25 protein-coding genes and 1 pseudogene are annotated in these 23,740 nt (G+C 71.9%); 8 read left to right on the top strand and 18 right to left on the bottom strand.

The genetic code is table 11. The annotated features are described in order from the left end of the window. The 17 genes and pseudogenes from M8I34_RS06475 to M8I34_RS06395 all read right to left on the bottom strand — a co-directional run. Positions 1 to 520 (bottom strand): TetR/AcrR family transcriptional regulator (locus M8I34_RS06475; RefSeq protein ID WP_250048304.1); only part of this gene is annotated, 520 nt, incomplete at its 3' end. Between the two features lie 127 nt (positions 521 to 647). After that, positions 648 to 1,481, bottom strand: a complete 834-nt coding sequence (gene whiG / locus M8I34_RS06470) for an RNA polymerase sigma factor WhiG (RefSeq protein ID WP_030080362.1) — start codon at positions 1,479 to 1,481, stop codon at positions 648 to 650. Positions 1,482 to 1,843: 362 nt separating this feature from the next. Next, entirely contained in the window at positions 1,844 to 3,160 is a 1,317-nt protein-coding gene (gene dprA, locus M8I34_RS06465; protein ID WP_374210862.1) for a DNA-processing protein DprA, read from the bottom strand. A 3-nt stretch (positions 3,161 to 3,163) separates the two neighbouring features. Continuing rightward, complete coding sequence (locus tag M8I34_RS06460) at positions 3,164 to 4,825, bottom strand: YifB family Mg chelatase-like AAA ATPase (RefSeq protein WP_250048290.1); 1,662 nt, start codon at positions 4,823 to 4,825, stop codon at positions 3,164 to 3,166. After that, a pseudogene (locus tag M8I34_RS06455) lies at positions 4,825 to 5,175 on the bottom strand (YraN family protein); the annotation flags it as partial. The gene M8I34_RS06460 and the pseudogene M8I34_RS06455, both read right to left, overlap by 1 nt. A gap of 430 nt (positions 5,176 to 5,605) precedes the next feature. Continuing rightward, the gene (locus M8I34_RS06450; protein ID WP_003980220.1) at positions 5,606 to 5,914 is read right to left on the bottom strand and encodes a DUF2469 domain-containing protein; all 309 of its coding nucleotides are present in this window, start codon (positions 5,912 to 5,914) and stop codon (positions 5,606 to 5,608) included. 38 nt (positions 5,915 to 5,952) lie between these two features. Further along, positions 5,953 to 6,513 carry an NUDIX hydrolase gene (locus M8I34_RS06445; protein WP_374210861.1) on the bottom strand — a complete coding sequence of 187 codons (561 nt, stop codon included), beginning with the start codon at positions 6,511 to 6,513 and terminating at the stop codon, positions 5,953 to 5,955. After that, positions 6,506 to 7,234, bottom strand: a complete 729-nt coding sequence (lepB, locus tag M8I34_RS06440; protein ID WP_250048289.1) for a signal peptidase I — start codon at positions 7,232 to 7,234, stop codon at positions 6,506 to 6,508. Before lepB (M8I34_RS06440) ends, M8I34_RS06445 begins: the two co-directional genes overlap by 8 nt. A gap of 54 nt (positions 7,235 to 7,288) precedes the next feature. After that, complete coding sequence (gene lepB, locus M8I34_RS06435; protein WP_244420197.1) at positions 7,289 to 8,266, bottom strand: signal peptidase I; 978 nt, start codon at positions 8,264 to 8,266, stop codon at positions 7,289 to 7,291. Further along, positions 8,208 to 9,365 (bottom strand): signal peptidase I, encoded by a 1,158-nt coding sequence (lepB, locus tag M8I34_RS06430; RefSeq protein WP_250048288.1) that lies wholly within the window; start codon positions 9,363 to 9,365, stop codon positions 8,208 to 8,210. The genes lepB (M8I34_RS06435) and lepB (M8I34_RS06430) overlap by 59 nt, the downstream gene beginning before the upstream one ends. After that, the gene (gene lepB / locus M8I34_RS06425; RefSeq protein WP_244418503.1) at positions 9,358 to 10,122 is read right to left on the bottom strand and encodes a signal peptidase I; all 765 of its coding nucleotides are present in this window, start codon (positions 10,120 to 10,122) and stop codon (positions 9,358 to 9,360) included. Before lepB (M8I34_RS06425) ends, lepB (M8I34_RS06430) begins: the two co-directional genes overlap by 8 nt. Positions 10,123 to 10,218: 96 nt before the next feature. Continuing rightward, entirely contained in the window at positions 10,219 to 10,566 is a 348-nt protein-coding gene (rplS, locus tag M8I34_RS06420; RefSeq protein ID WP_018087148.1) for a 50S ribosomal protein L19, read from the bottom strand. A gap of 132 nt (positions 10,567 to 10,698) precedes the next feature. Then, a complete protein-coding gene (gene trmD, locus M8I34_RS06415; RefSeq protein ID WP_250048287.1) occupies positions 10,699 to 11,508 on the bottom strand; it encodes a tRNA (guanosine(37)-N1)-methyltransferase TrmD in 810 nt (269 codons plus the stop codon). Then, positions 11,508 to 12,053: a ribosome maturation factor RimM gene (rimM, locus tag M8I34_RS06410; protein WP_250048286.1), complete on the bottom strand. Its 546-nt coding sequence runs from the start codon at positions 12,051 to 12,053 to the stop codon at positions 11,508 to 11,510. The genes trmD and rimM overlap by 1 nt, the downstream gene beginning before the upstream one ends. A gap of 168 nt (positions 12,054 to 12,221) precedes the next feature. Then, complete coding sequence (locus M8I34_RS06405) at positions 12,222 to 12,461, bottom strand: RNA-binding protein (protein ID WP_030080383.1); 240 nt, start codon at positions 12,459 to 12,461, stop codon at positions 12,222 to 12,224. A 2-nt stretch (positions 12,462 to 12,463) separates the two neighbouring features. Further along, positions 12,464 to 12,904 (bottom strand): 30S ribosomal protein S16, encoded by a 441-nt coding sequence (gene rpsP, locus M8I34_RS06400; protein ID WP_030080385.1) that lies wholly within the window; start codon positions 12,902 to 12,904, stop codon positions 12,464 to 12,466. A gap of 156 nt (positions 12,905 to 13,060) precedes the next feature. Further along, positions 13,061 to 13,651 (bottom strand): hypothetical protein, encoded by a 591-nt coding sequence (locus tag M8I34_RS06395; RefSeq protein WP_030982331.1) that lies wholly within the window; start codon positions 13,649 to 13,651, stop codon positions 13,061 to 13,063. 545 nt (positions 13,652 to 14,196) lie between these two features. On the opposite strand from M8I34_RS06395, the gene M8I34_RS06390 reads away from it, so the two are divergent. The 8 genes from M8I34_RS06390 to M8I34_RS06355 all read left to right on the top strand — a co-directional run bounded on the left by M8I34_RS06390 (position 14,197) and on the right by M8I34_RS06355 (position 21,769). Beyond that, complete coding sequence (locus M8I34_RS06390) at positions 14,197 to 15,063, top strand: methyltransferase domain-containing protein (RefSeq protein ID WP_244418504.1); 867 nt, start codon at positions 14,197 to 14,199, stop codon at positions 15,061 to 15,063. A 72-nt stretch (positions 15,064 to 15,135) separates the two neighbouring features. After that, positions 15,136 to 16,110 (top strand): GntR family transcriptional regulator YhfZ, encoded by a 975-nt coding sequence (yhfZ, locus tag M8I34_RS06385; RefSeq protein ID WP_250048285.1) that lies wholly within the window; start codon positions 15,136 to 15,138, stop codon positions 16,108 to 16,110. A 190-nt stretch (positions 16,111 to 16,300) separates the two neighbouring features. Continuing rightward, complete coding sequence (locus M8I34_RS06380; protein WP_250048284.1) at positions 16,301 to 16,705, top strand: transcriptional antiterminator; 405 nt, start codon at positions 16,301 to 16,303, stop codon at positions 16,703 to 16,705. Then, positions 16,702 to 17,061, top strand: a complete 360-nt coding sequence (locus M8I34_RS06375; protein WP_250048283.1) for a DUF2620 family protein — start codon at positions 16,702 to 16,704, stop codon at positions 17,059 to 17,061. The genes M8I34_RS06380 and M8I34_RS06375 overlap by 4 nt, the downstream gene beginning before the upstream one ends. A gap of 3 nt (positions 17,062 to 17,064) precedes the next feature. After that, the gene (locus M8I34_RS06370; protein WP_250048282.1) at positions 17,065 to 18,429 is read left to right on the top strand and encodes a YhfT family protein; all 1,365 of its coding nucleotides are present in this window, start codon (positions 17,065 to 17,067) and stop codon (positions 18,427 to 18,429) included. Positions 18,430 to 18,480: 51 nt separating this feature from the next. Then, positions 18,481 to 19,467, top strand: coding sequence for a phosphotriesterase (locus tag M8I34_RS06365; protein ID WP_250048281.1), 987 nt, complete (start codon positions 18,481 to 18,483; stop codon positions 19,465 to 19,467). Continuing rightward, a complete protein-coding gene (locus tag M8I34_RS06360) occupies positions 19,464 to 20,594 on the top strand; it encodes an aminotransferase class V-fold PLP-dependent enzyme (RefSeq protein WP_250048280.1) in 1,131 nt (376 codons plus the stop codon). The genes M8I34_RS06365 and M8I34_RS06360 overlap by 4 nt, the downstream gene beginning before the upstream one ends. Before the next feature lie 2 nt (positions 20,595 to 20,596). Continuing rightward, positions 20,597 to 21,769, top strand: a complete 1,173-nt coding sequence (locus tag M8I34_RS06355; RefSeq protein WP_250048279.1) for an alanine racemase — start codon at positions 20,597 to 20,599, stop codon at positions 21,767 to 21,769. Between the two features lie 360 nt (positions 21,770 to 22,129). Here M8I34_RS06355 and ffh read toward each other — a convergent pair whose 3' ends face one another. Beyond that, positions 22,130 to 23,689, bottom strand: coding sequence for a signal recognition particle protein (gene ffh, locus M8I34_RS06350; RefSeq protein WP_250048278.1), 1,560 nt, complete (start codon positions 23,687 to 23,689; stop codon positions 22,130 to 22,132). Between the last annotated feature and the right edge of the window lie 51 nt (positions 23,690 to 23,740).

The following is a 23,740-nucleotide window of genomic DNA, read 5'->3' as shown; positions in this document are numbered from 1 at the left end:
GGACCATCCCGACCGCCGCCTCCGTGATCTCGTCCGGGTCTTCCGCGGCACCGAGTTCGATGCGGCGGACCGCGGCGTCGACGACTCCCTGGAGGAGCATGGCCGCGAGTCGGGGCTGTGCATGGCCGAGGGCGGCGAGCGCCTCGACGATCATGGCGATCAGCCCGCCGTGCGCCGCGCGGATCTTCTCGCGTGCACCGGCGTCCAGCTCACCGGCCGAGATGGCGACGACGGCACGGTGGCGCCGGTCGCCCACCAGAGCGAGCTGCCGGCGTACATACGCCTCGACCTTCTCCTCGGGCGTGTCGACCCGCTCCATCGCGGCTTCCACCTCGGCGGCCCAGACCGGGAAGTCGACGGCACACAGCTCTTCGACCACGGCGGCGCGTGAGCGGAAGTACTCATATACGGAGGAGCGCGCGAGACCCGTGCGCTCGGCGAGGGCGGGGAAGGTCAGCGCTTCCGTTCCGCCTTCGGACAGCAGGGTGCGGGCGGCGTCCAAGAGGGCGCCGCGCTGCATCGTCCGGTGCTCGGCCACGGAGGCCGCTCGAATCCTGGGCACATCACCACTCTACGGATGGCGCGCCCGTCGTGGCACTCCGCCCGGCAACACGGCGTACGGGAAGCTCCGGCGTCCGCAACGTGACTCAGCGTCCGACGTCGGCGAGCTTCGCTCGGAGCTGGAGTACGGACTTGGTGTGGATCTGACTGACCCTGCTCTCCGTGACACCGAGGACGTTGCCGATCTCGGCAAGCGTGAGGCCTTCGTAGTAGTAGAGGGTGACGACGGTCTTCTCACGTTCGGGGAGGGTGTTGATGGCACGCGCGAGCAGCCGTCGCAGCTCACGGTCCTCGGCGATCTCGACGGGGTTCTCGGCCGCCGTGTCCTCGAGGGTGTCCATCAGGCTGAGCCGTTCCCCCTCACCGCCGACGTGCAGCAGCTCTTCCAGAGCCACCACGTTCGCCAGGGACAGCTGACTGAACACACCGTGGAGTTCCTCCAGTGCGATGCCCATCTCCTCGGCGACCTCGCCCTCGGACGGGGTGCGGCGCAGCTGCGCTTCGAGGGTGGCGTAGGCCCGTTCGACGGCTCGGGCCTTCTGCCGTACGGAGCGCGGAATCCAGTCCAGCGCGCGCAGCTCGTCGATCATTGCGCCGCGGATGCGGGTGATGGCGTACGTCTCGAACTTGATGGAGCGTTCGGGCTCGAACTTCTCGATGGCATCGATCAGTCCGAAGACTCCGGAGGAGACGAAGTCTGCCTGTTCGACGTTGGGGGGCAGGCCGACGCTGACGCGGCCGGCGACGTACTTGACCAGCGGCGAGTAGTGCAGGATCAGCTGTTCCCGCAACCGCCCGTCGCCCGACGCCTTGTAGGAGCGCCACAACTCGTCGAGCGAGGTGGGCGGGGCGGGGCGCACGCTGCCGCGCGCGGCCGGTGGTACAGCCGCACGGTCAGACCCGGAGGTGTGCTGGGGCATTCGTCGCCTTGAGCCGTTCTGCCGAGACGCGGGTGGATGGATGTATGAGGGTTGAATTTGCCTGTGAGCGTAGCGTGACCGAAGCGTCGCGGTGCGCGAGGACGGCAGGTTCGGGCGTGCGCAGATACGTTCCGCTGCCCGCACCTCAGGGTTACCTCGTACGGCGTGGCGACACCCGGACAGGGAGCCGGGTGCGGGCGTCCGGAGGGCCGTGCGGACGGACGCGGTGGCGCGGCGGGCGGGACCTCGTGCATCCCCTGCGCCACATCGCCATCTCCCCACGGATCGGACCCGCGCCCCGAAGCACGGCAAACCTGGATTCTGCGGTCATTCCCCTCACCCTTTCACCCGTTCGCCCCAGGTCAAGGACCGCCTCGCCGGGAACCGTCGGTCGTCTCGGCGCGTCGCGCCAACTCCCAGCGCACACCGCACCTTTGAACGAATCCGAGGGACAGCAGCTCGAAGAGTTTGCTCCGGGTGACGTCGCGGGGCGTGCCGGCTTCCTGCGCCAGATGGGCGATGTCCGTGCTGCCGCGCGCGGGCAGCGCCTCCAGTACGCGGCTCGCGACGGGGTCCAGGAGGTCGCGGATGCGGGTCGGCCCTTCCTGCTCGGGGGCGAGGTCGCCGATGCTGCCGACGAGTTCGATGACCTCGTCGGCGTCGGTGACCACCGCGGCCTCGCCGCGCAGGAGTTGGTGCACACCGGCGGACAGGCCGCTGGTGACCGGGCCCGGCATGCCCATCGTGAAGCGCCCGAGGGCCAGCGCTCGCCGGGCGGTGACCAGTGAGCCGCTGCGAAGCTCGGCCTCCACGACGACGGTGCCTCTGGTGAGTGCGGCGATGACGCGGTTGCGCTGGATGAAGCGGCTGCGGGTGGGGTGGTCGCCGGGTGGTAACTCGGCGACCACCAGGCCTTGTTCGGCGATCCGGTCGATCAACTCGGTGTGACCGCGAGGGTAGGCGTAGTCGACTCCGGAGGCCATGATGGCGACGGTTGCGCCGTCCGCGGCCAGTGCACCGCGATGCGCCGCGCCGTCGACGCCGTACGCGGCTCCCGAGACGACGGTCCAGCCGCGGTCGGCGAGGCCGGCGCCGAGGGTGGTGGCGAGATGCGCGCCGTATTCGGTGCAGGCCCGGGCGCCTACGACGGCGACGGAGCGCAGCGCCCACAGTCTGAGGTTGCCCGTCCCGCGTACCCACAGGCCGACGGGGCGGGCATCGCCGAGGTCGTCGAGCTGGCCGGGCCATTCGTCGTCCCCGGGGCAGACGAACCGGCCGCCGAGTGCGGTGATCGCGTCGAGGTCCGCGGTGGGGCGTGCCCGGCCGGCACGGAGCCGCAGGCCGGCGATCTTGGCCGGGGTGGCGCCGGCGGGCGGGTCCGCGGTGTCGTCGGACAGGGTGTGCCACAGAGCCACCGGGCCTCTCTCGCGCAGCCAGCGTCCCGCGGTTTCATCGCCCGGTTCGAGGATGCGGGTGAGGGCGGCGCGGGCGGTGCGCTGCGGGTCGTCTTCCGCGCGGTGAGCGGACCGCCGGACGGCTGCCGTCGGCTCTGCGGGGCGCGTCCCGGCCGACAGGTGCACGGCATGGCCCGGCTCGGCTGTCTCGGGCCCACGGCCCCGGTCATCCGGGGCCGTGGCCGGTGTCCCTGTGGCGAAGCCCCATGCGTCGATCCTGGTCACCGCTCACACCTGCCCGGGCGGCGAGGCGGCGCTCGTCACGGTCTTGCGCTTGCTTCCGCCCCCGCCCGCCGCCGTCACAACGCCCCGGCGTACGCCTGTGCGGAGTTCCAGAGCCCAATTGACGTCTTCGCTGGTGGGGCGGTCGCGGCCGGACAGGTCGGCGGCGGTCCAGGCGACGCGGAGGACCCGGTCGAAGCCGCGGGCCGTGAGGAGTCCGCATTCGAGGTCACGCTCGGCCGGGGCCAGTGCGCCGGGGTGGACCTGCCAGCGGGTGCGCAGTTCGTGGCCGGGCACCTCGCTGTTGGTCTGCCACGGTGTGCCGGCGAGGCGGGCCGCGGCGCGTTCGCGGGCGGCGCGTACGCGTTCGGCCACGGCCGCGGTGGATTCGGCGCCGCGGCCGAGGGTGATCAGTTCGGAGCGGACGACGGGTTCCACGGCGATCCGGAGGTCCACCCGGTCCATCAGGGGTCCGGAGAGCCGGGCACGGTAGCGGCGGATGGAGGACGGCCGGCATTCGCAGTCGCCGCTGGTGGTGCCGTGTCGTCCGCAGGGGCAGGGGTTGGCGGCGAGGGCGAGGAGGAAGCGGGCGGGCATGCGCATCATGCCCGCGGCACGGGCGACGACCACATGGCCGGACTCCAGTGGCTGGCGCAGTGCGTCCAGGACGCGGGGGCTGCATTCGGCGGCCTCGTCCACGAACAGCACGCCGTGATGGGCGAGGGATACGGCTCCGGGGCGGGGCAGTCCGGTGCCACCGCCGACGAGGGATGCCATCGTCGCGGAGTGGTGCGGGGCGCAGTAGGGCGGCCGGTGGACGAGCGGCTGCCCCGGCGGGAGGGTGCCGGCCACCGAGTGGACGGCGGTGACCTCCAGGGATTCCTTGGGGGTCAGCGGCGGCAGCAGCCCGGGGAGGCGTTCGGCGAGCATGGTCTTGCCGGCGCCGGGTGGGCCTTTGAAGAAGATGTGGTGGCGTCCGGCGGCGGCGACCTCCAGGGCACGGCGGGCGCTGTGCTGGCCTGCGACGTCCGCGAGGTCGGGGGTGTGGTCCCCGTTTGGCAGGCCCGCACCTGCGCTGGTGCCGGGCACGACCAGCCCGGCGAGCAGCGGGTCGGGGCGCCCTTCTTCGCGGGAATCTTCCTCGTCGGGCACCGGTTCGTCGGCGAGGACGGCGATGAGCTGGCGCAGGCTGCGGACGCCGAGGACGGAGATGCCGGGGACCAGTGAGGCTTCGGCGGCGGTCTGTTCCGGGACGACGACCTGGCGATACCCGGCGTCGGCGGCGGCCAGTACGGCGGGCAGCACTCCGCGTACGGGGCGGACGCGGCCGTCCAGGCCGAGTTCGCCGATCATCATCAGGTCGGTGAGTTCGCGGGGGTCCAGGCGCTCGGCGGCGCCGAGGACCGCGCAGGCCACGGCCAGGTCGAAGCCGCTGCCGCCTTTGGGCACGGAGGCCGGACTGAGGCCGACGGTGAGCTTTTTCTGCGGCCATTCGGCGCCGGAGTTCACGACCGCGGCCCGCACCCGCTCGCGGGACTCGATGAGGCTCTTGTCGGGCAGCCCGACGAGGGTGAAGGCCGCGACGCCGGGTTCCAGGTCGGCCTGGACCTCGACGACGACGCCTTCGACGCCGACCAGGGCGACGGAGCAGGTCCGGGCGAATCCCATCAGGCCACCCCCCGTGCATGCTGGACGACGGGGGCGCCGCGGGCCGGCAGCAGGACGCCGATCACATCGATCCGTACGCCGCCGGGTGGCGGGCCGCCGTGCCGCTCCAGCCAGCGCTCGGCCAGCAGCCGCAGCCGGGCGGTCTTCTCGGGGCGGACGGCCGCCATGGGGTGTTCGTACCAGCCGGCGCGGCGGGTCTTGACCTCACAGACCACGAGGGCGTCGCCGTCCGCCGCGACGATGTCGATCTCTCCGTCGCGGCAGCGCCAGTTGCGGTCCAGGATCCGCATCCCGGCCTCGATGAGCCGCCGGGCGGCCAGATCCTCGCCGTAGCGTCCCAGTGCGCGTCGCCGGGTGTCGGTCGGCGTGGCCGCCGTCGGGCCGGTGACTGGTGGCCCGGCGACCGTCGGGGCGGCGGAGGGTGCCTGCTTGACGGACGGTGGCCCAGCGGGTGGCGGCCCGGCGGCTGCCCGCTTGACGACCGGTGGCCCAGCGGCTTCCGGTGTGACGGCCGCCCGCCTGTCCGTGGGCGGCTCACCCCCCGTGGGCGGCGCTCCTGAGCGCGTCCGCCGCGCCCGGCCCGCGATCTGTGCATCGTCCCCGGCCCTGCGGCCGGCCTGCATGGCGTTCATGCGGTACCACCTCCGGCACCGACTGTGACGCTCCCGCCCAGATCTATTGGATCTTGGTGGACAGTGAGCCGGTTGTGGATAACCTGCTCACCCGTCCGGGTGGCGGAGGGCAGGCCGTGGGCCGGGCCACTCCGCCGACTCCGGCCCCTCAGCTCCCCGGAAGATCCAGATCGCTCTTGTTGAGCTCTTCGATATTCACGTCCTTGAACGTGAGTACGCGCACCTGCTTGACGAATCGGGCCGGGCGGTACATGTCCCAGACCCAGGCGTCGGCCATCGACACCTCGAAGAACACCTCGCCCTGGACCGAGTGCACCTGCATCTCGTAATCATTGGTGAGGTAGAAGCGTCGTTCGGTCTCGATCACATATTTGAACAGTCCGACGACGTCGCGGTACTCCCGGTAGAGCTTCAGCTCCATCTCGGTCTCGTACTTCTCGAGGTCCTCGGCGCTCATGGCAGATCCCCTTCAGCCGTGCGTCCCCCTATTGTGCGTCAGACCCGCTCGGTCTCCAGGAGCACTGGCGCCTCGGGGGGCCCTTCGTCGAGCAGCGTGCGCAGCAGCTCGGCGAGTCTGGTTGGATACACCGTCTCATGCGATGCGGACAGTTCCTCCAAAGTCCACCACCTCAGTCCCAAAACGCTGCGTCGCTCCAGGTCAGTCTGCCCACCGGTGTCGGTGGCAGTCCGGTCGGTCCTTCCCAGGTAATACCACTCATCCTGCTCCCAGCGCCGCCCGTCGAACGGGAAGGCGCAGCGGCGCTTCCACAGGACGGGGCCGAGGGCGACGTCGCAGATGCCGGTCTCCTCGGCGAGCTCGCGGCGGGCCGCCTCTTCGTGGGTCTCCGTTTCTTCCAGGCCGCCGCCGGGGGTGAACCACCACTGTTCGGTGGGCCGGTCCGGTTCGAAGCCGTGGAGCAGCAGGATCCGGTCGTCGGGATCGAGCAGCACGATGCGGGACACCTGCCGCACCACGGCCGTCTCCGGTTCGTTGCCGGCCGCTGCCCCACGGGCCTCGGCCGGCCCCTCGGCGCCCGGCCCCGGCCGCTCAGGCACGCTTGCGCGCCTTGCGCCGGGCGAGGGGCCCGTAGGCCGCGCCGACGAGGATGAGGGCCGCACCGGCAACCACCGCGAGGGTGATGGGCTGCACCGGGCCGGGCTGCGAGGTGCCGCCGGGGAGAGCGGAGAAGGTGGCCGGGCGCTGCATCACGCCGACGCTGCCGAGCGGCCAGGCGCGGGCGTCGACCCGGGCATCGACGGCGCTGCGCGGCACGGAACCGTGGTCGCCGTCGGTGAGGTGGACGCGGGAGTCGAGGGAGTCGCTGCGGTGGTCGCCGAGCAGGAAGAGCTGGCCGGTGGGGACCTCGGCCTTGAAGCCAATGGGTGAGGCGGGGCCGCTGCCCTGAAGATACGGTTCCTCGACCGGGGTTCCGTTGATGGTCAGCCGGCCCTGCTTGGTGCAGCAGGAGATCTTGTCGCCACCGACGCCAACGACGCGCTTGACCATCGGCAGGGCGCCCCAGGTGGAGTCCTTGAAGACGACGATGTCGCCGCGGCGTATCTCGGAGCCGTCCACTCTCTCCGCCAGGACCCGCGCCCCGACCGCGATCGTCGGCGACATCGAATCGGTCGGCACCGTATAGGGACGGTAGATCAGCGCCGCCCATACGAAGCCGCCCAGGAACAGCACACAGCCGACGGCCACGGCCAGACCGGACAGCACACTGCCCGTCGTCCGGCCGCGGCCGTCGGTCCTGCGTTCCGTACTGCTGCTCATCCCAGCGCTCCCACCCCGCGGACAGTGCCCGCGTCGAAGATCCGGGACGGCACCTTACCTGGGGTTACGTGTTCCGGTCAGCCTCCGGCGACGCCACATCACGAGCGGCACCGCCCCGGCCAGGCCCAGAGCGGCCGGAGCCGCCGCCATGGCCTTGTTGATTCCGGGCTGGTCGAAGGTGTCCGGCACCGGCAGGGTCGCCCAGCGGTTGATGGGCCAGGCGATGGTGAACGCCCGGCCGACGACCTCGTCCTCCGAGACCGTGCCGTTGCCCTTGAGGTTCTGGTGGTAGCGGGAGTCGAGGGAGTCGTCGCGATGATCACCCATGACCCAGATCCGGCCCTTGGGGACGTGGATCGGACCGAAGGCCCGGTCGCCGCAGGGGGTGGCACCGGGGAAGACGTACGAGTCCTCCTTGAGGGCCTTGCCGTTGACCTTGACCGGGCCGGTGCCGTGGCACTCGACCGTGTCGCCGCCGACCGCGATGACCCGCTTGATCAGGTCCTTCTCCTCGGCCGAGGGCATCAGGCCGATGAAGCTGAGGACCTTCTGGACGGGGTTGGGCTCGGGCGTCGGCGTCTCGTTCAGCCAGCCGCCCGGGTCGTGGAAGACGACGACCTCGCCGCGCTGCGGCTTGGAACCGAACCACGGTGTCAGCTTGTCGACCAGGACCCGGTCCCCGCGTTGCAGGGTGTCCTGCATCGAGTCGGACGGGATCGAGAACGCCTGTACCAGGAATGTCTTGATCAGCAGCGCGAGGAGCAGCGCGATACCGATGAGGATCGGCAGCTCCTTCCAGAAAGCACGCGGCTTCTTGGCCTTTTTCATGCCGCCGCTCACTTCCTCGCGCGCTGACGTGTCCAACGCATCCGACGTGTCCGAAGGACCCGCCGGGGCAGAACGTTGCGCCTGCGCCCCTGCCTGCGACTGAGCCGGTGACTGATGCACGGAACTCGTCGCCGGCCGCGTGGTCTCACCACGCCCTGCCGGCTCTTCGGGCTCTCCGGTTCCGGACCGCGCGCCGACCGCCAAGTCCCCCACATCTGCTCCTCACTCCACGCACTCGCCCACCCGTCAACCGGTGCAGGCCCACCACTCCCATAACGAGCGGGAGTTCCGCAGGGGTCGGGAGTACGGTCAAACTCTCGATGGACAGCCTATGCGGCGCACCTGCCGCCGACGCCTTGGCGCCCGGCGCGTCGTGCACGGTCGTAAAGGTGTCCGGCTCTTCCAGGCGCCGCCAGTGGCTGAACGGCCAGCCGATCACCACGGCCCGGCCCACGACACCGTCCTCCGAGACCGTGCCACGGTACGGCTCGTCCAGGTGGAAGCGCGAATCCGCGGAGTTGGAGCGGTGGTCGCCCATCACGAAGATCCGTCCGGTCGGGACGTTCACCGTGAACTTCAGCGTGGACGGCGGGTTGCCCGGATGGACGTACGGTTCGGTCAGCGGGGTTCCGTTGACGGTGACTTTGCCCTGTTTGTCACAGCACTTGACGGTGTCACCGCCGACCGCGACGACCCGCTTGATCAGGTCCTGTTCATCGGCCGACGGCAGCAGCCCGATGAAGGTCATGGCGTCCTTGACCGGCTGGAAGGCGCCGCCGGTCTCGGCGGGCTTGTTCTGCTCGCCCTTGAGCCAGCCTCCGGGGTCCTTGAAGACGACGACATCGCCGCGCGTCGGCTTGGAGCCGAACCACGGCGTCAGCTTGTCGACGAGCACCCGGTCGCCGATCTTGATCGTCTGCTCCATGGAGCCGGACGGGATGACGAAGGCCTGGACGAGGAACGTCTTCAGGACGAGGGCGATGGCCAGCGCCACGCCGACCAGGATGGGGATTTCCTTGAGGTAGGAGCGTTGCCTGCGGCGCTTGATGCGCCGCGCCATGCGCCGCCGCTCGGCCCGGCCACCGGTCCCGGCCCGTCCCGCCCGTCTGCCGGTCGTGGCCCCGCCCGCCCGGGAACCGTCGCTCCCGCCGGTTTCCTGAGGGTCGCCGTACGCGCCGCTGCCGCTGTACGGGGCGCCGGTTCCCTGCCCCGTGCCGCCGCGGCCCCGCTGGGACCTGTCGGCGCCCCTTCCGGACCGACCGGTGCCCTGGCCTCCGTGACGGGGACGTCCGCGGTTACCCATGGGGGCCTGCCGCGGCGGGTATCCGGTCGAAGGAACGTGGGCGCTCGAAGGTGCGCCAGCGGCTCACCGGCCAGGTGATCAGGTCCGCGCGGCCGACGACCCGGTCCACCGGCACCGTGCCGCCCCCGGGGTCACCGAGGTGGTCGCGGGAGTCACTGGATCTGGCTCGGTGATCCCCCATGACCCACAACTTGCCCTCCGGCACCACGATGTCGAAATCCACCGAGGACGGCGTGTCCCCGGGGTGGAGATACGCCTCACTCACGGGCTCACCGTTCACTTCGATCCGCCCCCGTTTGTCGCAGCAGGTCACACGGTCACCACCGATGCCGATCACACGCTTGACGTAGTCGGTCTCGGCGGGCCTGGCCAGGCCCAGCGCCGCGCCGGCTCCGCGCAGCAGCCCCGTGACGGGATTCTCCCCCTGCTCCCTGTGAACGAAGGACCCCGTGCCGTCGAAAACCACCACATCGCCCCGTTCCGGCTCGCTGCCGAAACGGTACGCCAGCTTGTTGACCAGCACCCGGTCCCCGATCCGCAGGGTGTTCTCCATGGAGGAACTGGGAATCAGAAAAGGCTGCGCCACCCACGCGCTGAGCAGCAGGACGAAGGCCAGACAGAGCACGAGCAGGGTGGCGGGACGATGGCGCAGCCCGGCCGCACGGGCGAGCAAACGCGCGGAGCGCGACCCCTGCTCCGGCCCCTGGTCGGGGGTGGGAGAGGGGTCGCGCTCCGTGAGCTGTGCGTCGGTGTCCATCGGGCCCTGAGCCTATCCGGCCGGATCCGGACGCCGTACGTGAGCGTCGGTTTGCGTTGCCCCGGCGCAAAAAATCGTGCGCCGGGACGGCCCGGCTCAGTTGTCGCGCTTCTCCTTGATCTTCGCGGCCTTGCCGCGGAGCTCGCGCAGGAAGTACAGCTTGGCGCGACGGACGTCACCGCGGGTCACGACCTCGATCTTCTCGACGATCGGGGTGTGCACCGGGAAGGTGCGCTCGACGCCGACGGAGAAGCTGACCTTGCGGACCGTGAAGGTCTCGCGCACGCCGGCGCCCTGACGGCGGATGACAACGCCCTTGAACTGCTGCACACGGGAGCGGTTGCCCTCGATGACGCGGACGTGGACGTTGACGGTGTCACCCGGGCGGAAGGCCGGGATGTCGCTGCGCTTGGACGCGGCGTCGACGGAGTCGAGAAGGTGCATGACCTACTGCTTTCTTCGCTGATGCCACAGGTCATCAACGGGATATGGGAAGGATGTTTCGGATGCCGTTCCGTCGGGCGGGCGTCGTTCCCCCTGTGGCAGGGGCGCGCGCCGGACGCACACAGCAGCGGCCTATTCTTCCACGGCTCCGGTCGTCCGCTCAAATCGGCCGTCCTCGCCCTCCGACCAGCCGAGAGCGGCCAGGATCGCGCGGTCGTGTTTGTCGAACGCGGCGGGGTCGGCGCGCTCGATCAGATCGGGGCGGTTGACGTCGGTGCGGCGGAAGGCCTGGTCACGACGCCAGCGGGCGATCTTGCCGTGGTGGCCGCTGAGCAGCACGTCGGGGATGCCGCGGCCGCGCCACTCGGGGGGCTTGGTGTAGACGGGCCCCTCCAGGAGGTCGGCCATCGCGCCGGGGGCGAAGGAGTCGTCCTGGTGGGAGGCGGCGTTGCCGAGGACGCCGGGCAGCAGCCGGGCCACCGCCTCGACCATGACCAGCACCGGCGCCTCACCGCCGGCCAGGACGTAGTCGCCGATGGAGACCTCGCGGACGTCGACGCGGTCGCCGTACTCCTCGATGACGCGGCGGTCGATGCCTTCGTAACGGGCCGGGGTGAACACCAGCCAGGGCTTGGCGGAGAGTTCGACGGCCAGCTGCTGGGTGAAGGGGGCGCCGCTCGGGGTGGGGACGACGATCACCGGCCGGCCCTCACCGGACGCGAGGATCTCGTCGAGCGCCTCGCCCCATGGCTCGGGCTTCATGACCATGCCCGGGCCGCCGCCGTAGGGGGTGTCGTCGACGGTGTTGTGCTTGTCGTGGGCCCACTCCCGCAGGTCGTGGATGCGCACATCGAGCTGTCCGCGGGCGCGGGCCTTGCCGACGAGGGAGACGTTCAGCGGTTCGAGGTACTCGGGGAAGATCGTGACGACGTCGAGCCGCATCAGCTGTCCTCGCGGCTGCTGGCGATCTCGGCCTGGCTGTCGTCGAGGAGGCCGGGCGGCGGGTCGACGACCGCGCGCTGCTCCTCCAGGTCGATCTCCGGGACGATCTCGGAGACGAACGGGATCAGCACCTCGCTGCCGTCGGGCCGCTGGACGACCAGCAGATCCTGGTAGGGCAGGTGGGAGATCTCGGAGATCCGGCCGATCTCGGTGCCGTCGCGGGTGACGACGTCGAGGTCGATCAGCTGGTGGTCGTAGAACTCCTCGGGGTCCTCGGGGACTTCCTCGGGGTCGACCTCCGCGATCAGCAGGGTGTTGCGCAGCGCCTCGGCCGCCGTACGGTCCGCGACCCCTTCGAAGCGCAGCAGCAGCCGGCCGCTGTGCACCCGGCCGGTCGCGATGGTCAGCGGTCCGACGGAGGACGATTCGGTGGCGAGGACGGCGCCCGGGGCGAGCCGCAGTTCGGGCTCGTCGGTGCGCACTTCTACGGTGACCTCGCCCTTGATGCCGTGGGCGCGGCCGATCCGTGCCACTACCAACTGCACGCTGTTCTCTCCCCTTTTCGCGGCCGGCCCGCCGCCGCTCTCGCGGCGGTGGCCGAGGACCGTCGTGGTTTCTCAATGGTGGTGACGAGGGTGGATCCACGGTCACCAACGAACTCGGGCCGGGGACGGCCCGAGGGCCCTCCCCGGCCCGAGCCGGTGTTCAACTTGTCAGCTGACCTGGTCCACGTCGACGAGGTCGACGCGGATGCCACGGCCGCCGATGGCGCCCACGACGGTCCGCAGTGCGCGGGCGGTACGGCCGTTGCGGCCGATCACCTTGCCGAGGTCGTCGGGGTGGACCCGGACCTCGAGCACGCGCCCACGGCGCAGGGTGCGCGAAGCCACCTGCACGTCATCGGGGTTGTCGACGATGCCCTTGACGAGGTGCTCGAGGGCTTCCTCGAGCATGCTCAGGCCTCGGTCGACTCGGAGGTGGACTCGGCCGCAGCCTCGTCCGCCTTCTTGTCAGCCTTCTTCGCCTTCGGGGTGATGGCCTCACCCTTCGGCTCGTTGCCGGAGTCCTTGGCAGCGGCCTCGAAGAGGGCGCGCTTGTCGGCCTTCGGCTCGGCGACCTTCATCGGTGCCGGGGCGGGCAGACCCTTGAACTTCTGCCAGTCGCCGGTGACCTTGAGGATGGCCATGACGGGCTCGGTCGGCTGCGCGCCGACACCCAGCCAGTACTGGACACGCTCGGAGTCGACCTCGATGCGCGAGGGGTTCTGCACCGGGTGGTACAGGCCGATCTCCTCGATGGCCCGGCCGTCACGGCGGGTACGGGAGTCGGCGATGACGATGCGGTAGTGAGGCGCGCGGATCTTGCCCAGACGCTTCAGCTTGATCTTGACTGCCACGGAAGTGGTGTCTCCTGGTCTTGACGTGGTGGGGCACAACGGGATGCCACGTGGGGTTGCGGTACTCGGGGTGCCCGATGGACGCGTCAGCCGGAGGAGAGAGGGGTCCTATGCGACTGTCGAGTACAGCTAGCCATTGTGCCACACGCCCATGGGTCAGCCGACCGCGGCCACCTCGGGGATCCGGAAGGGCTTCCCGCAGCCGCCGCAGACGATCGGCGCCTGGGCGAGCACGGACGGGACGACGCGGACATTGCGGCCGCAGTCGCAGACGGCCTTGACGCGGACGCCTCCTCCGGAGGAGCCGTGCCGGGCGGCCGGGCCCCGGAAGCTGCGGGCGGTGTCCGTGGCGGTTGCGGCGGTGTGCGCCTTCAGGGCGCGGGCCAGCCGTTCGATGGTGGAGCGGTAGCGTCTCCTGGCTTCGGGGTTGAGCGTGACCAGCGAGAAGCCGCTGCTGGGGTGCGGCTCGTCGACATGGTCCAGGCCCAGCTCCTCGGCGATCGCCAGGAAACGGCGGTTGTGGTAGCGGCCTGCGCGGGAGGTGTCGCGGACGCCGCGGGCGGCGGCGATGCCGTGGACTGCCTCGTGGAGCAGCCGTTCGAAGGAGAGTTCGGCGCCGCAGGCGGACGAGGACTCTCCGATCAGGGACTCGGGCGCGGCCAGGTCCGGCAGCTCGGGGTGGTGCCGTTGAATATCGGCCCAGGCGAGCGCCAGTTCGGCGGCGAGGACAGGCGGTGTCGTGCTCACGTCGTGACAACGAGCCGAGGTCGCCCAGTGTTCCGATTCCGGGGCATCCCAAATAATTTGCACGTACCAGTCAGTTTCCGGTCATGAGTCGTGCCGAGGGCGCGGTGCGCAGATCTGCGCAGAAGGCGCCCAGCGGCCCTCAAGCCGGTACGTATCCCCGCGTACGCCGCATGGCGTAGCCGGTCGCATGCCGGGGCAACGATCACCGCGGCGATCGTACGGGGCCTTCCTGTGCCCGCCCGGCACGGGCTCGCGTCCCACCGTAGGGGGCGTGGCGGCGGATGACCGCACGGCACCCGGGGGTGCGGGATGCGTCCGGGTGGCGGGCACTGCCGTGGCGGGACGGCGCCGGCCGGGGCACCCTGGAACGGCGCTCCAGGGAGCGGGCCCGGCGCACACGGGGGCGCGCGGGAGACAACCCCGGCGCACCCCCTGGACGCCCGGACGGATGCGCAGTTGTCTGGATTGCGGGGGCGCACAACGCGCGAACACGGGGGCGATCGGTACGGACAGCTTCGGGTTCTCGGCGAATAGGGGCGCTCTCGATGTCACCCACGCTCGTGCGGCACCAGCTTCCGCACTCCGGATCCATGCGCTGCGACGACCCGCCCGTTCCGGCCCGGTCACGGGCGCGCACCCGTGACTGGGCCGAGATCCAGGAGCGGATGCTGGTACCGCTGTACGAAGCCGCGTACGACCGTCTCGGGATCGGTCCCGGTACCCGTCTGCTGGGGCTGGGCTGCGGCTCCGGTCTGGCGCTGCTGCTCGCGGCGGCGCGCGGCGCGCAGGTCAGCGGGGTGGATGCGGACGAGTCGCGGCTGGAGCTGGCGCGTGAACGGCTCACGCCGGACGGTATGCCGGAGCACACCCGGCTGGTCAGCGGCGGTCTGGAGGACGCGGCTCCCGGGGATGCCCCCTTCAATGTGGTCACCGCGTTCCACCCGGTGGGCTGTGTGAGCACGGTGGAGGGGCTGACGGCGTCGCTCACCGCGGCGGCCGGGCTGTCGGAGCGCGGCAGCGCGGTGGTGCTGGGCGGCTGGGGCCCCGTGGAGCGGTGTGCCACGGTCGGGGTGCTGCGGGTGGCGCAGGGGCCGGCCGGCACCCCGGGCGGCTGCGCCGTCGGTGCCACCGGGTGGCGGCCCAGCGGCCGGGACGATCTGGAGGAGCTGGCGGAGCGGGCCGGGCTGCGGCCCGACGGCTCGGGGCGGGTGGCCTGCCCGTTCGGGTATGCGGATCTGGCGAGCGCGGTGCGGGGGCTGCTGTCGACGGGACTGTTCGACGCGGCGCTGGAGGCGGCCGAGCAGCGTCAGGTGGAGAAGGAGCTCGCGGAGGCGTTGCATCCGTATCAGCGGGCGGACGGGACGGTGTGGATGCCGAATGTCTTCCGCTATCTGATCGCGCGGACGAGGTAGCGCCGGGGCGGCGGCAGGTGGGCGTCCGGCGGGCGTTTGGCAGTATCCAGGATCCTGTTTACTGTCATTTGTGTGAACGGCATCCTCGGCCCCGGCGGCCTCGACGAGCGGTTTCTGACCCGCAACGGGCACGCCGCCCGGCAGTTGGCGGCCCTGCTGATCCGGCAGGGCGCCGACGGGGCGGGCGCGCGGCTGCCGCGGGTCCGCGATGTCGCCGAGCTGCTGGGGGTGGGCAACGGCACGGTGCAGTCCGCGCTGCGGCTGCTGGAGGAGGCCGGCGCGATCAAGACGGTCGCCCGGGGCCACCTGGGCACCTTCCTCGTCGGGTCCGACCGGGCCGCCCTGTGGCGTCTGTCCGGCCTCGGCGCGGTACAGGCCGCGATGCCGCTGCCGCACTCCCTGCGTTTCGAGGGACTCGCGACGGGGCTGCGGGCGGCCTTCGAGGAGGCCGGCGCACCCTTCGCGCTCACCTTCCTGCGGGGCGCGGCCGCCCGGCTCGCGGCTCTGGCCGAGGGCAGGGCCGAGCTGGCGGTGCTGTCCCGTTTCGCCGCCGACCGGCTGACCGGGCGGCAGGCCGTCGAGCTGATCGCCGATCTGGGCCCGGGCACCTATGTCGGCGCGCACGGCCTGGTGCTGCGGCCCGGTGTCACGCTCGGCTCCCCCGGTCTGCGGATCGCCGTCGACGACGCCTCGGCGGATCAGCGGATGCTCGCCGAGCGGGTCTTTGCGCACCGCCCCGGGGTGGCGTGGGTGCCGTGCTCCGCTCCCCAGGTGCGGGAGGCGCTGGCGCAGGGCCGGGCCGATGCGACGGTGTGGAACCTCGACGAGGTGCCGGGGCAACTGGGGTCGGAGGTGCAGGTGTTGCCCCTGGGCGACGAGCTCACCCGCGATCTGGCGGTGCGGCATACGAGCGCCGCGCTGATAGGCCGTACGGGGGAGGCGGCGGGGGCCGGGGCGCTGGCGGCCGTGCGGGATGTCGTGGATCTGTCGATGGTCACGGCCGTGCAGGGCGAGGTACTGCGGGGCGAGCGGGTGCCCGCGTACTGATGCGCGGGGGCGGCGCGGGCCGCTCGCACCGGCAAGGAGTCCGGCTCTGCACCCGGGCCGCGGGCGGGCGCCGGTCGTGGTGCGGAGCGGGCGGCCGAAGCGCAGGCCGCACGGCAAAAAGTGACGGCACGTCAGGGAGAAAAATCCAGAATCCTGGTTACTGTTGCCTTCGAGGGAAGGACGGCCGCCCATGGACTCCCGGCTCGCCCGGCGCATCCGGCTCTTCCGCGACAGCGGGCAGGTGCGGCCGGCGGTCGCCGCGTTCGTGACGGCCGAGCTGGAGACGCTGGCCGCCGAGGGGCGGCCGGTCACCGAGGACAGCGCCGGGATGCTGACCAGTCATCTGCTGATGGCGCTGACCCGGCTGCTGGACGGCGGGACCGTCGAGCCGGCCGGTACGGAGGCGGCGGTGGCCGAGGAGCTCGCGGCCCATCCCGAGGCGCTGGCCCGTGCCCGCGCCGTCGCCTTACGGGCCGAGAGCGAACTGGGCGCCTCGCTCCCCGGCCCGGAGGTCCACTTCCTGGCACTGCATCTGGCCGTATGGCGCGGGGGCCCGGCGGTGCCCGCGGCCCGACCGCGAAGGGACACCCCATGACCAAGATCCTCACCGGCGGCGTCGGCAAGTCCGAGGTCGCCGGCCAGGTGACCGGACTCGGACTGCCGGGCGTCGAGATCGCCGTCAGCAACGACATGGACGCGGCGGCCGCGCTGCGGGCCGGGCGCGCTGACTACTTCCTCGGTACCTGCCACACCGGGGCGGGGGCCTCGCTCGGCGTGCTGGTGGGACTGCTGGGGTCGGCCGTCTGCCACACCTTCGGGCGGTCGGTGCCCACCACGGAGCAGATCGAGGCGCTGCTCGACGAGGGCAAGCGGGTCTTCGGCTACGCCCTCGACCAGATGGACGCGGTCACCCCCGTACTCGCCCGCGCCCTCGCCGCCCGTACGGCCTGACCCATGGGCAGCCTCCCCGCCGCCGTGCACCCGGGCCCGTCGGCCGCGGCCGGCGGGCTCGACTTCCCGGTGGCCGGGCAGCTGACCGTCATCGGGCTGTGCGCGCTGACCGCGTACCTGGCGCATCTGGCGCTGGCGGTGTTCAACGACGGCGTACGGCCGTTCATGCTGGACTTCCTGCACGGGCGGACCACCCGCACGGCGACCGGCGCGGTCTCCTTCGGCCTGTCGGCCGGCTTCATCTTCGGTCTGGGCGCGCCGATGGCGCTGTCGTCGGGTGTGCTCAACCCCTGGCTGGTGTTCCTGCCGACCGATCTGCTGGGCATTCTCGCGCCGCGGAAGTGGCTCGCGCCGGTGCTGGGCGCGGCCTGGGGCGCGGTGGTGGTCTTCGGGCTCAAGGGTGCCAACGAGATGGCGCACGAGCTGCCGGTCGACTTCCTGACGGCCATGCAGCAGATGGCGACGCCGATCCTGTTTCTGTTCACGCTCTTCCCGGTGCTGGCGATCAGCAAGCAGTTCGGCAGGCCGGCGGGTGCGGTGGCGGGCGTGGTGGAACTCGCCCTCGTCGTCCTCACGATGAAGCTGTGGCCGAAGGTGTTCGCCGGGGCGCCGGCGATGGCCGCCGGGGTGCTGCTGCTGATCGGCTTCGCGGTCGCCAAGGACCTGCGGCAGCGCCGTGCCCAGCGGGCCGGGACGGCGGAGGAGCGGCCCGCGGTGCCGGACGACGACCCCATGGTGTCGCTGTTCAGCGCGAGCGCGGCCCGGCTGCGCCGCCATCTGCCGCTGTTCATGGCGCTGGGTGCCGGGGTGTGTCTGCTGGCGCAGCTGCACATATTCGGCGGTGGTGAGGCGACGAGCTTCCTGATCGCCAAGGGGCGGTCGGCGGAGGCGGCACAGGTCGACTTCTACCGCGCCTTCGGGTTCCTGCCGCTCATCGCCACCACCGCGCTGGCCTCCGGCGCGTACGGCATCGCGGGCTTCACGTTCGTCTACCCGATCGGCTATCTGCTGCCGAGCCCCTGGTGGGCGCTGGTGTGCGGGGCGCTGGTCTTCGCCGTCGAGGTGCTGGCGCTCAGCGGGATCGGCCGGGTGCTGGGCGGGCTGCCGTCCGTACGCGACTCCTCCGAGCAGCTGCGCGGCGCGATCGGCGCGACGCTGCAACTGGCGCTGCTCTTCGGCTCGTTGCTGGCCGCCCAGGCGATGGGCGGCGGACTGGGCATTCTGCTCGTCGGCGGGCTGTATCTGCTGAACGAGGCGATGGGGCGGGTCGTGGTCCGGACCGCCGCGGGGCCCGCCGCGGTCGTCGTCGGCGGTGTCCTGCTCAACGTCCTGTACTGGCTGGACCTGTTCACTCCTCTCACCTCCTGACGGGACCTCCCGGACGGGGTTCGGCCGCGCCGGGCGGCCGGGAAGGCACTGATGAACGATCTGCTGCAAACCGTCACGGGCCCCCAGCCCGCCTCCGCCGTGCGCGGACCGGTGCTCGCCCATGAGCATCTGGCGCTGGATCTGACCCGGGGCGCCGACAGCGCGGCCACCCTGACGCCGGGGCACCGGGCCGCGATCACCGAGGAACTGGCGTCGCTGCGCGGCGAGTTCGGGCTCTCCCTGCTCATCGAGCTGACCTGCCGGGGCATGGGCCGCGATGTGGCCGCGATGGCCCGGATCGCCGCGGACTCGGGGGTCGCGGTCGTCGCGGCGACCGGCTGGTACTACGAGCCGTTCCACCCCGCCGAGCTGAGCCGCACCAGCGCCGAACGGCTGGCCAGGACACTGGTCGGGGAGATCGAGCGCGGCTGCGGTGGCTCCGGGATCCGTCCCGGAGTGATCGGCGAGGTCGGCAGCCATGGCGACCGGCCGAGCGAGCCGGAGGCGCGGACGCTGACCGCGGCGGCACTCGCCGCCACGCACACCGGCCTGTCGGTGGCCACCCACGCCCAGTTCGGCCGCGGCGGCCTCGCCCAGCTGGAGCTGCTGACGGCGGCCGGACTGCCGCCGCACCGCGTCAGCATCGGCCATCAGGACCTGCTCGACGATCCGGCGGTGCACCGGGAGCTGGCGGCGGCCGGTGCGTACATCGCGTTCGACACGGTCGGCAAGGAGAGCTACCAGAGCGACCGGGTGCGGCTGCGGCTGCTGCTGGCGCTCGTGGAGTCCGGGTACGCCGACCGGGTGCTGCTCAGCTGCGATGTCTCCCGGCACGGCTATCTGGTCAGCGAGGGCGGTATGGGCTACGGGCATCTGTTCCGGTCCTTTCTGCCGCGGCTGCGGGCCGCCGGGATGGACGAGGAGCTGATCGACGGGCTGACGCGGCGCAATCCGCTGCGGTTCCTCACGGGGCGGGACACGGCGGACGGCGGGGCGTCGGCGGACGGCGGGCGGCCGCCGGAAGGCGATCCGGCATGAGCGTGCGGCTGCCCCGGACCTTCCCCCTCCCGGCCGTCACCGTGCCCGAGGCCCTGGCCCGGCAGTTCCGGCTGCTGGAGTGCACCGCCCGGCACTTCGAAGGGCCCCAGCTCTTCGCGGCGGACGCCGGAGTGGTGCCGGGGCCCGGCCGCCCGCGTACCACCGCGCGGGTCGAGGCGGTGCTCGCCGACTTCTTCGGGGCCGAGGCCGCGGCGCTGGTGCAGGGCGCGGGCACCGGCGCGATCCGGGCCGCGCTCACGGCCGTCCTGGAGGCGGAGGACCGGCTGCTGATCCACCGCGCGCCGGTCTACCGCACCACCGCCCACACCCTGCGCGGCCTGGGCCTGCGGGCCGTCGAAGCGGACTTCAACGATCCGCGGGAGCCTGCCCTGGCACTCGCCTCGGGGGACTTTCGCTGGGCGTACGTCCAGCACACCCGGCAGCGCCTCGCGGACTCCTACGACCTGGGCGCGGTGCTGACGGCCTGCCGGGCCGCGGGGGTACGCACCGTGGTGGACGACAACTACGCGGCGCTGCGGGTGCCGGAGTGCGGGGTCGAGCTGGGCGCCGACGCCTCCTGCTTCTCGCTGTTCAAGCTGCACGGCCCGGAGGGCGTCGGCGCCGTCGTGGGCACGGCGGACCTGGTGGCGCGGGTACACCGGGACAACTACTCGGGCGGCGGACAGGTCCAGGGGCATCAGGCGCTGGACGTCCTGCGGGCGCTGACGCATGTGCCGGTGATGTGGGCGGTGCAGTCGCAGGTGGCGGCCGAGGTCGCCGGGCGGCTGACGGCCGGTGAGGTGCCGGGCGTCGCCGAGGCCGCGCTCGCCAACGCGCAGGACCGGTGTGTGCTGGTGCGCCTGGCCCGCCCGCTCGCCCGCGCGCTGCCGGCCGCCGCGGCACGGCACGGCGCCGCCCCGTATCCGGTCGGCGCCAACTCCCGTTACGAGATCGCCCCGCTCTTCTACCGGCTGTCCGGCTCCGCGCTGGCCGACGCCCCCCGACTCGCCGACTGGGCCGTACGGATCAACCCCATGCGGGCCGGTGCGGACCTCGTGGTGGACATCCTCCGGCGGGCGCTGGCGGACCTGGGGCGGGGCGCGGACGGGGCGGACGGGGCGGACTGACCGTGTTCCTCGACACCGTCCTCGCCCGCAATCCCCGGCTGGTCGCTTGTGCGGCCGAGCTGCACCGAAGCGGCGCCATCCCGCCCGACACCTACGTGCTGGACCTGGACGCGGTGACCGCGAACGCCGCGCTGCTGGCCGCGGAGGCCGGGCGGCTGGGGCTCTCCCTCTGGTTCGTGGTCAAGCAGCTCGGCCGCAATCCGGAGCTGGTCCGGGCCGTGGCCCGCCATATCCCGCGCTTCGCCGCCATCGACCCGCCCGAGGCGCGGGTGCTGCATGCGGCGGGCGCGCGGGCCGGGAACCTCGGTCATCTGGTGCAGATCCCGCACCGGGCGCTGCCCGAGATGCTGTCCTGGCGCCCGGAGGCGGTCACCGTCTACGACCTCGCCAACGCCCGTGCCGTGTCGGAGGCGGCCGTCCGGCTCGGCCGTGTCCAGGACATCCTCGTACGTATCGAGGGGGCGCCGGGTGCGGGGTATCCGGGGCAGGAGGGCGGGGTGCCGCCGGACGGCATCGAGGCGTTCGCCGCCGCGGCGGAGCGGCTGCCGGGTGTACGGGTGGCGGGGGTGACGGCCTTCCCCTGTCTGCGCTGCGACCCCGGTACGGGCCGGCCGCGCGCCACCGCGAACCTCGCCCTGGCCCGTACGGCACGGGAGGTGCTGGCCGCGCGGAGAGGGGCCGATCCGGCGGGGCTGCTGCTGAGCGCCCCCGGCGTCACGTCGATGGCGAGTCTGCCGCTGCTGGCGCGGCTCGGCGCCACGCACGGGGAGCCGGGGCATGCGCTCACCGGCACCACTCCCCTGCACGCCGCGGACCCGCGGCAGCCGGAGAGGCCCGGCTATGTGTACGTGAGCGAGGTCGCCCATGTCCTCGCCGACGGCCGGCCGGCGTTGTTCGGCGGCGGCTTCTACCCGCGTGCCACCGTCCGCTCCGCGCTGATCCCGCGCACCGGCGCGCGCCTGGCGGTACAGGACGCCCCGCCCGAGCACATCGACTACTACCGGCTGCTGGCGCCCGGCGAGGCGCGGCCCGGGGACACCGCCGTCCTGGCCTTCCGCACCCAGGTGTTCGTCACCCGCAGTACGGTCGCGGTCGTCTCCGGTCTGGCCGACGGCACACCGGAGCTGACGGGGTGTTACGACCCGTGGGGGCGGCCCGTAGGGGAACCGCCGTGAGCCTTCCCCTTACCCGCCGCCCACCCACACCTTTTGTTTTTCCCCGCCGCCCACCCCCCTTCGGGGGGTGGGCGGGTGTAGGTGGTCGGTCTTCGGGGGCAAGGGGCGGGTGCAGACGCGCGGCCTTGGGGGGCAAGGGGGCAAGTGCAGACGCTCGGCCTTGGGGGCAAGGGCGCAGACGCTCGGTCTTCGAGGGGCAAGGGGCAAGTGCAGACACTCGGCCTCCGGGGGCAAGGCGGAAGACGCAGGCACTCGGCCTTCAAGGGCAAGAAGACAGCCACGGACACCCCGCCCACCCCGGACACGACCGAGCCCCCGACCACCCGCGGCGGTCAGGGGCTCGATCCGGAAGTACGGGGCTCAGCCCATGAACTTCTTGAACTCCTCGGGGAGTTCGAAGTTCTGCGGCTCCTGCTCACCCTGCGGCAGGCCCAGCGGGTTGCCGGCCTGGGCGGCCTCGCGGCGCGCGGCCGCGGCCTCTTCCTCGGCCTTGCGCTTCATCGGGTTGCCGCTCTTGCGCTTGCCCTTGGCCTGCTTGACCTGCTTCTTCTTGCGGGCACCACCGCCGCCCATGCCAGGCATCCCCGGCATGCCGGGCATCCCGGGCATGCCGCCGCCCTGGGCCATCTTCGACATCATCTTGCGGGCGTCGAAGAACCGCTCGACCAGGCCCTTGACCGCGCTGACGTCGACACCGGAGCCCTTGGCGATACGGGCCCGGCGCGAGCCGTTGATGATCGTCGGCTCCTGGCGCTCGGCCGGGGTCATCGACTTGATGATGGCGGCCGTGCGGTCGACCTCGCGCTCGTCGAGGTTGTTGATCTGGTCCTTCATCTGCCCCATACCGGGCAGCATGCCGAGCAGCTTGGAGATGGAGCCCATCTTGCGGACCTGCTCCATCTGGGCCAGGAAGTCGTCGAGGGTGAACTCCTTGGGGCCCTTCGCCAGCTTGGCCGCCATCTTCTCGGCCTCGGCCTGGCTGAAGGTCTGCTCGGCCTTCTCGATCAGGCTGAGCATGTCGCCCATGCCGAGGATGCGGGACGCCATGCGGTCCGGGTGGAACGCGTCGAAGTCGTCCAGCTTCTCGCCGTTGGAGGCGAACATGATCTGCTTGCCGGTGACGTGCGCGACGGACAGCGCGGCACCACCGCGGGCGTCACCGTCGAGCTTGGAGAGCACCACGCCGTCGAAGCCGACACCGTCGCGGAACGCCTCGGCGGTGTTGACCGCGTCCTGGCCGATCATCGCGTCGACGACGAAGAGGACCTCGTCGGGGCTGACCGCGTCGCGGATGTCCGCGGCCTGCTGCATCAGCTCCTGGTCGATGCCCAGACGGCCGGCGGTGTCGACGATGACGACGTCGTGCTGCTTGGTACGGGCGTACTCGATCGAGTCCTTGGCGACCTGGACCGGGTCACCGACGCCGTTGCCCGGCTGGGGGCCGTAGAAGGCGACAGCGGCGCGCTCCGAGACGACCTGGAGCTGGTTGACGGCGTTGGGGCGCTGGAGGTCACAGGCGACCAGCAGCGGGGCGTGGCCCTGTGCCTTGAGCCAGCGGCCGAGCTTTCCGGCGAGGGTGGTCTTACCGGCACCCTGGAGACCGGCCAGCATGATCACGGTGGGGGCGGTCTTGGCGAACCGCAGCCGGCGGGTCTCGCCGCCGAGGATGCCGACGAGCTCCTCGTTGACGATCTTGATGACCTGCTGGGCGGGGTTCAGCGCCTGGGAGACCTCGGAGCCGGTGGCGCGCTCCTTGACCTGCTTGATGAAGGCGCGGACGACGGGGAGGGCGACATCGGCCTCGAGCAGCGCGATACGGATCTCGCGGGCCGTGGCATCGATGTCCGCCTCGCTCAGGCGGCCCTTGCCCCGGAGGTTTTTGAAAGTACTCGCCAAGCGGTCGGAAAGCGTATCGAACACGGCGGTCGTCGATCCTCGGGGTCGGGGGCGGGGTTCGGTCGGCTTCTAGGG

This window comes from Streptomyces sp. MCA2 (assembly GCF_023544705.1).
GTDB classification, from domain to species: domain Bacteria; phylum Actinomycetota; class Actinomycetes; order Streptomycetales; family Streptomycetaceae; genus Streptomyces; species Streptomyces decoyicus.
The sequence above is the reverse complement of the archived record's forward strand: the minus strand, read 5'-3'. Positions and strand labels throughout refer to the sequence as shown.

Excerpts from the sequence above, each read along its gene's own strand:
- whiG (WP_030080362.1), bottom strand. The coding sequence starts at position 1,481 with ATGCCCCAGCACACCTCCGGGTCTGACCGTGCGGCTGTACCACCGGCC.
- M8I34_RS06460 (WP_250048290.1), bottom strand. The coding sequence starts at position 4,825 with ATGGGATTCGCCCGGACCTGCTCCGTCGCCCTGGTCGGCGTCGAAGGC.
- M8I34_RS06450 (WP_003980220.1), bottom strand. The coding sequence starts at position 5,914 with ATGAGCGCCGAGGACCTCGAGAAGTACGAGACCGAGATGGAGCTGAAG.
- lepB (WP_250048289.1), bottom strand. The coding sequence starts at position 7,234 with ATGAGCAGCAGTACGGAACGCAGGACCGACGGCCGCGGCCGGACGACG.
- lepB (WP_250048288.1), bottom strand. The coding sequence starts at position 9,365 with ATGGGTAACCGCGGACGTCCCCGTCACGGAGGCCAGGGCACCGGTCGG.
- lepB (WP_244418503.1), bottom strand. The coding sequence starts at position 10,122 with ATGGACACCGACGCACAGCTCACGGAGCGCGACCCCTCTCCCACCCCC.
- rplS (WP_018087148.1), bottom strand. The coding sequence starts at position 10,566 with ATGCACCTTCTCGACTCCGTCGACGCCGCGTCCAAGCGCAGCGACATC.
- trmD (WP_250048287.1), bottom strand. The coding sequence starts at position 11,508 with ATGCGGCTCGACGTCGTCACGATCTTCCCCGAGTACCTCGAACCGCTG.
- M8I34_RS06405 (WP_030080383.1), bottom strand. The coding sequence starts at position 12,461 with ATGCTCGAGGAAGCCCTCGAGCACCTCGTCAAGGGCATCGTCGACAAC.
- M8I34_RS06390 (WP_244418504.1), top strand. The coding sequence starts at position 14,197 with ATGTCACCCACGCTCGTGCGGCACCAGCTTCCGCACTCCGGATCCATG.
- M8I34_RS06380 (WP_250048284.1), top strand. The coding sequence starts at position 16,301 with ATGGACTCCCGGCTCGCCCGGCGCATCCGGCTCTTCCGCGACAGCGGG.
- M8I34_RS06375 (WP_250048283.1), top strand. The coding sequence starts at position 16,702 with ATGACCAAGATCCTCACCGGCGGCGTCGGCAAGTCCGAGGTCGCCGGC.
- M8I34_RS06370 (WP_250048282.1), top strand. The coding sequence starts at position 17,065 with ATGGGCAGCCTCCCCGCCGCCGTGCACCCGGGCCCGTCGGCCGCGGCC.
- M8I34_RS06365 (WP_250048281.1), top strand. The coding sequence starts at position 18,481 with ATGAACGATCTGCTGCAAACCGTCACGGGCCCCCAGCCCGCCTCCGCC.
- M8I34_RS06360 (WP_250048280.1), top strand. The coding sequence starts at position 19,464 with ATGAGCGTGCGGCTGCCCCGGACCTTCCCCCTCCCGGCCGTCACCGTG.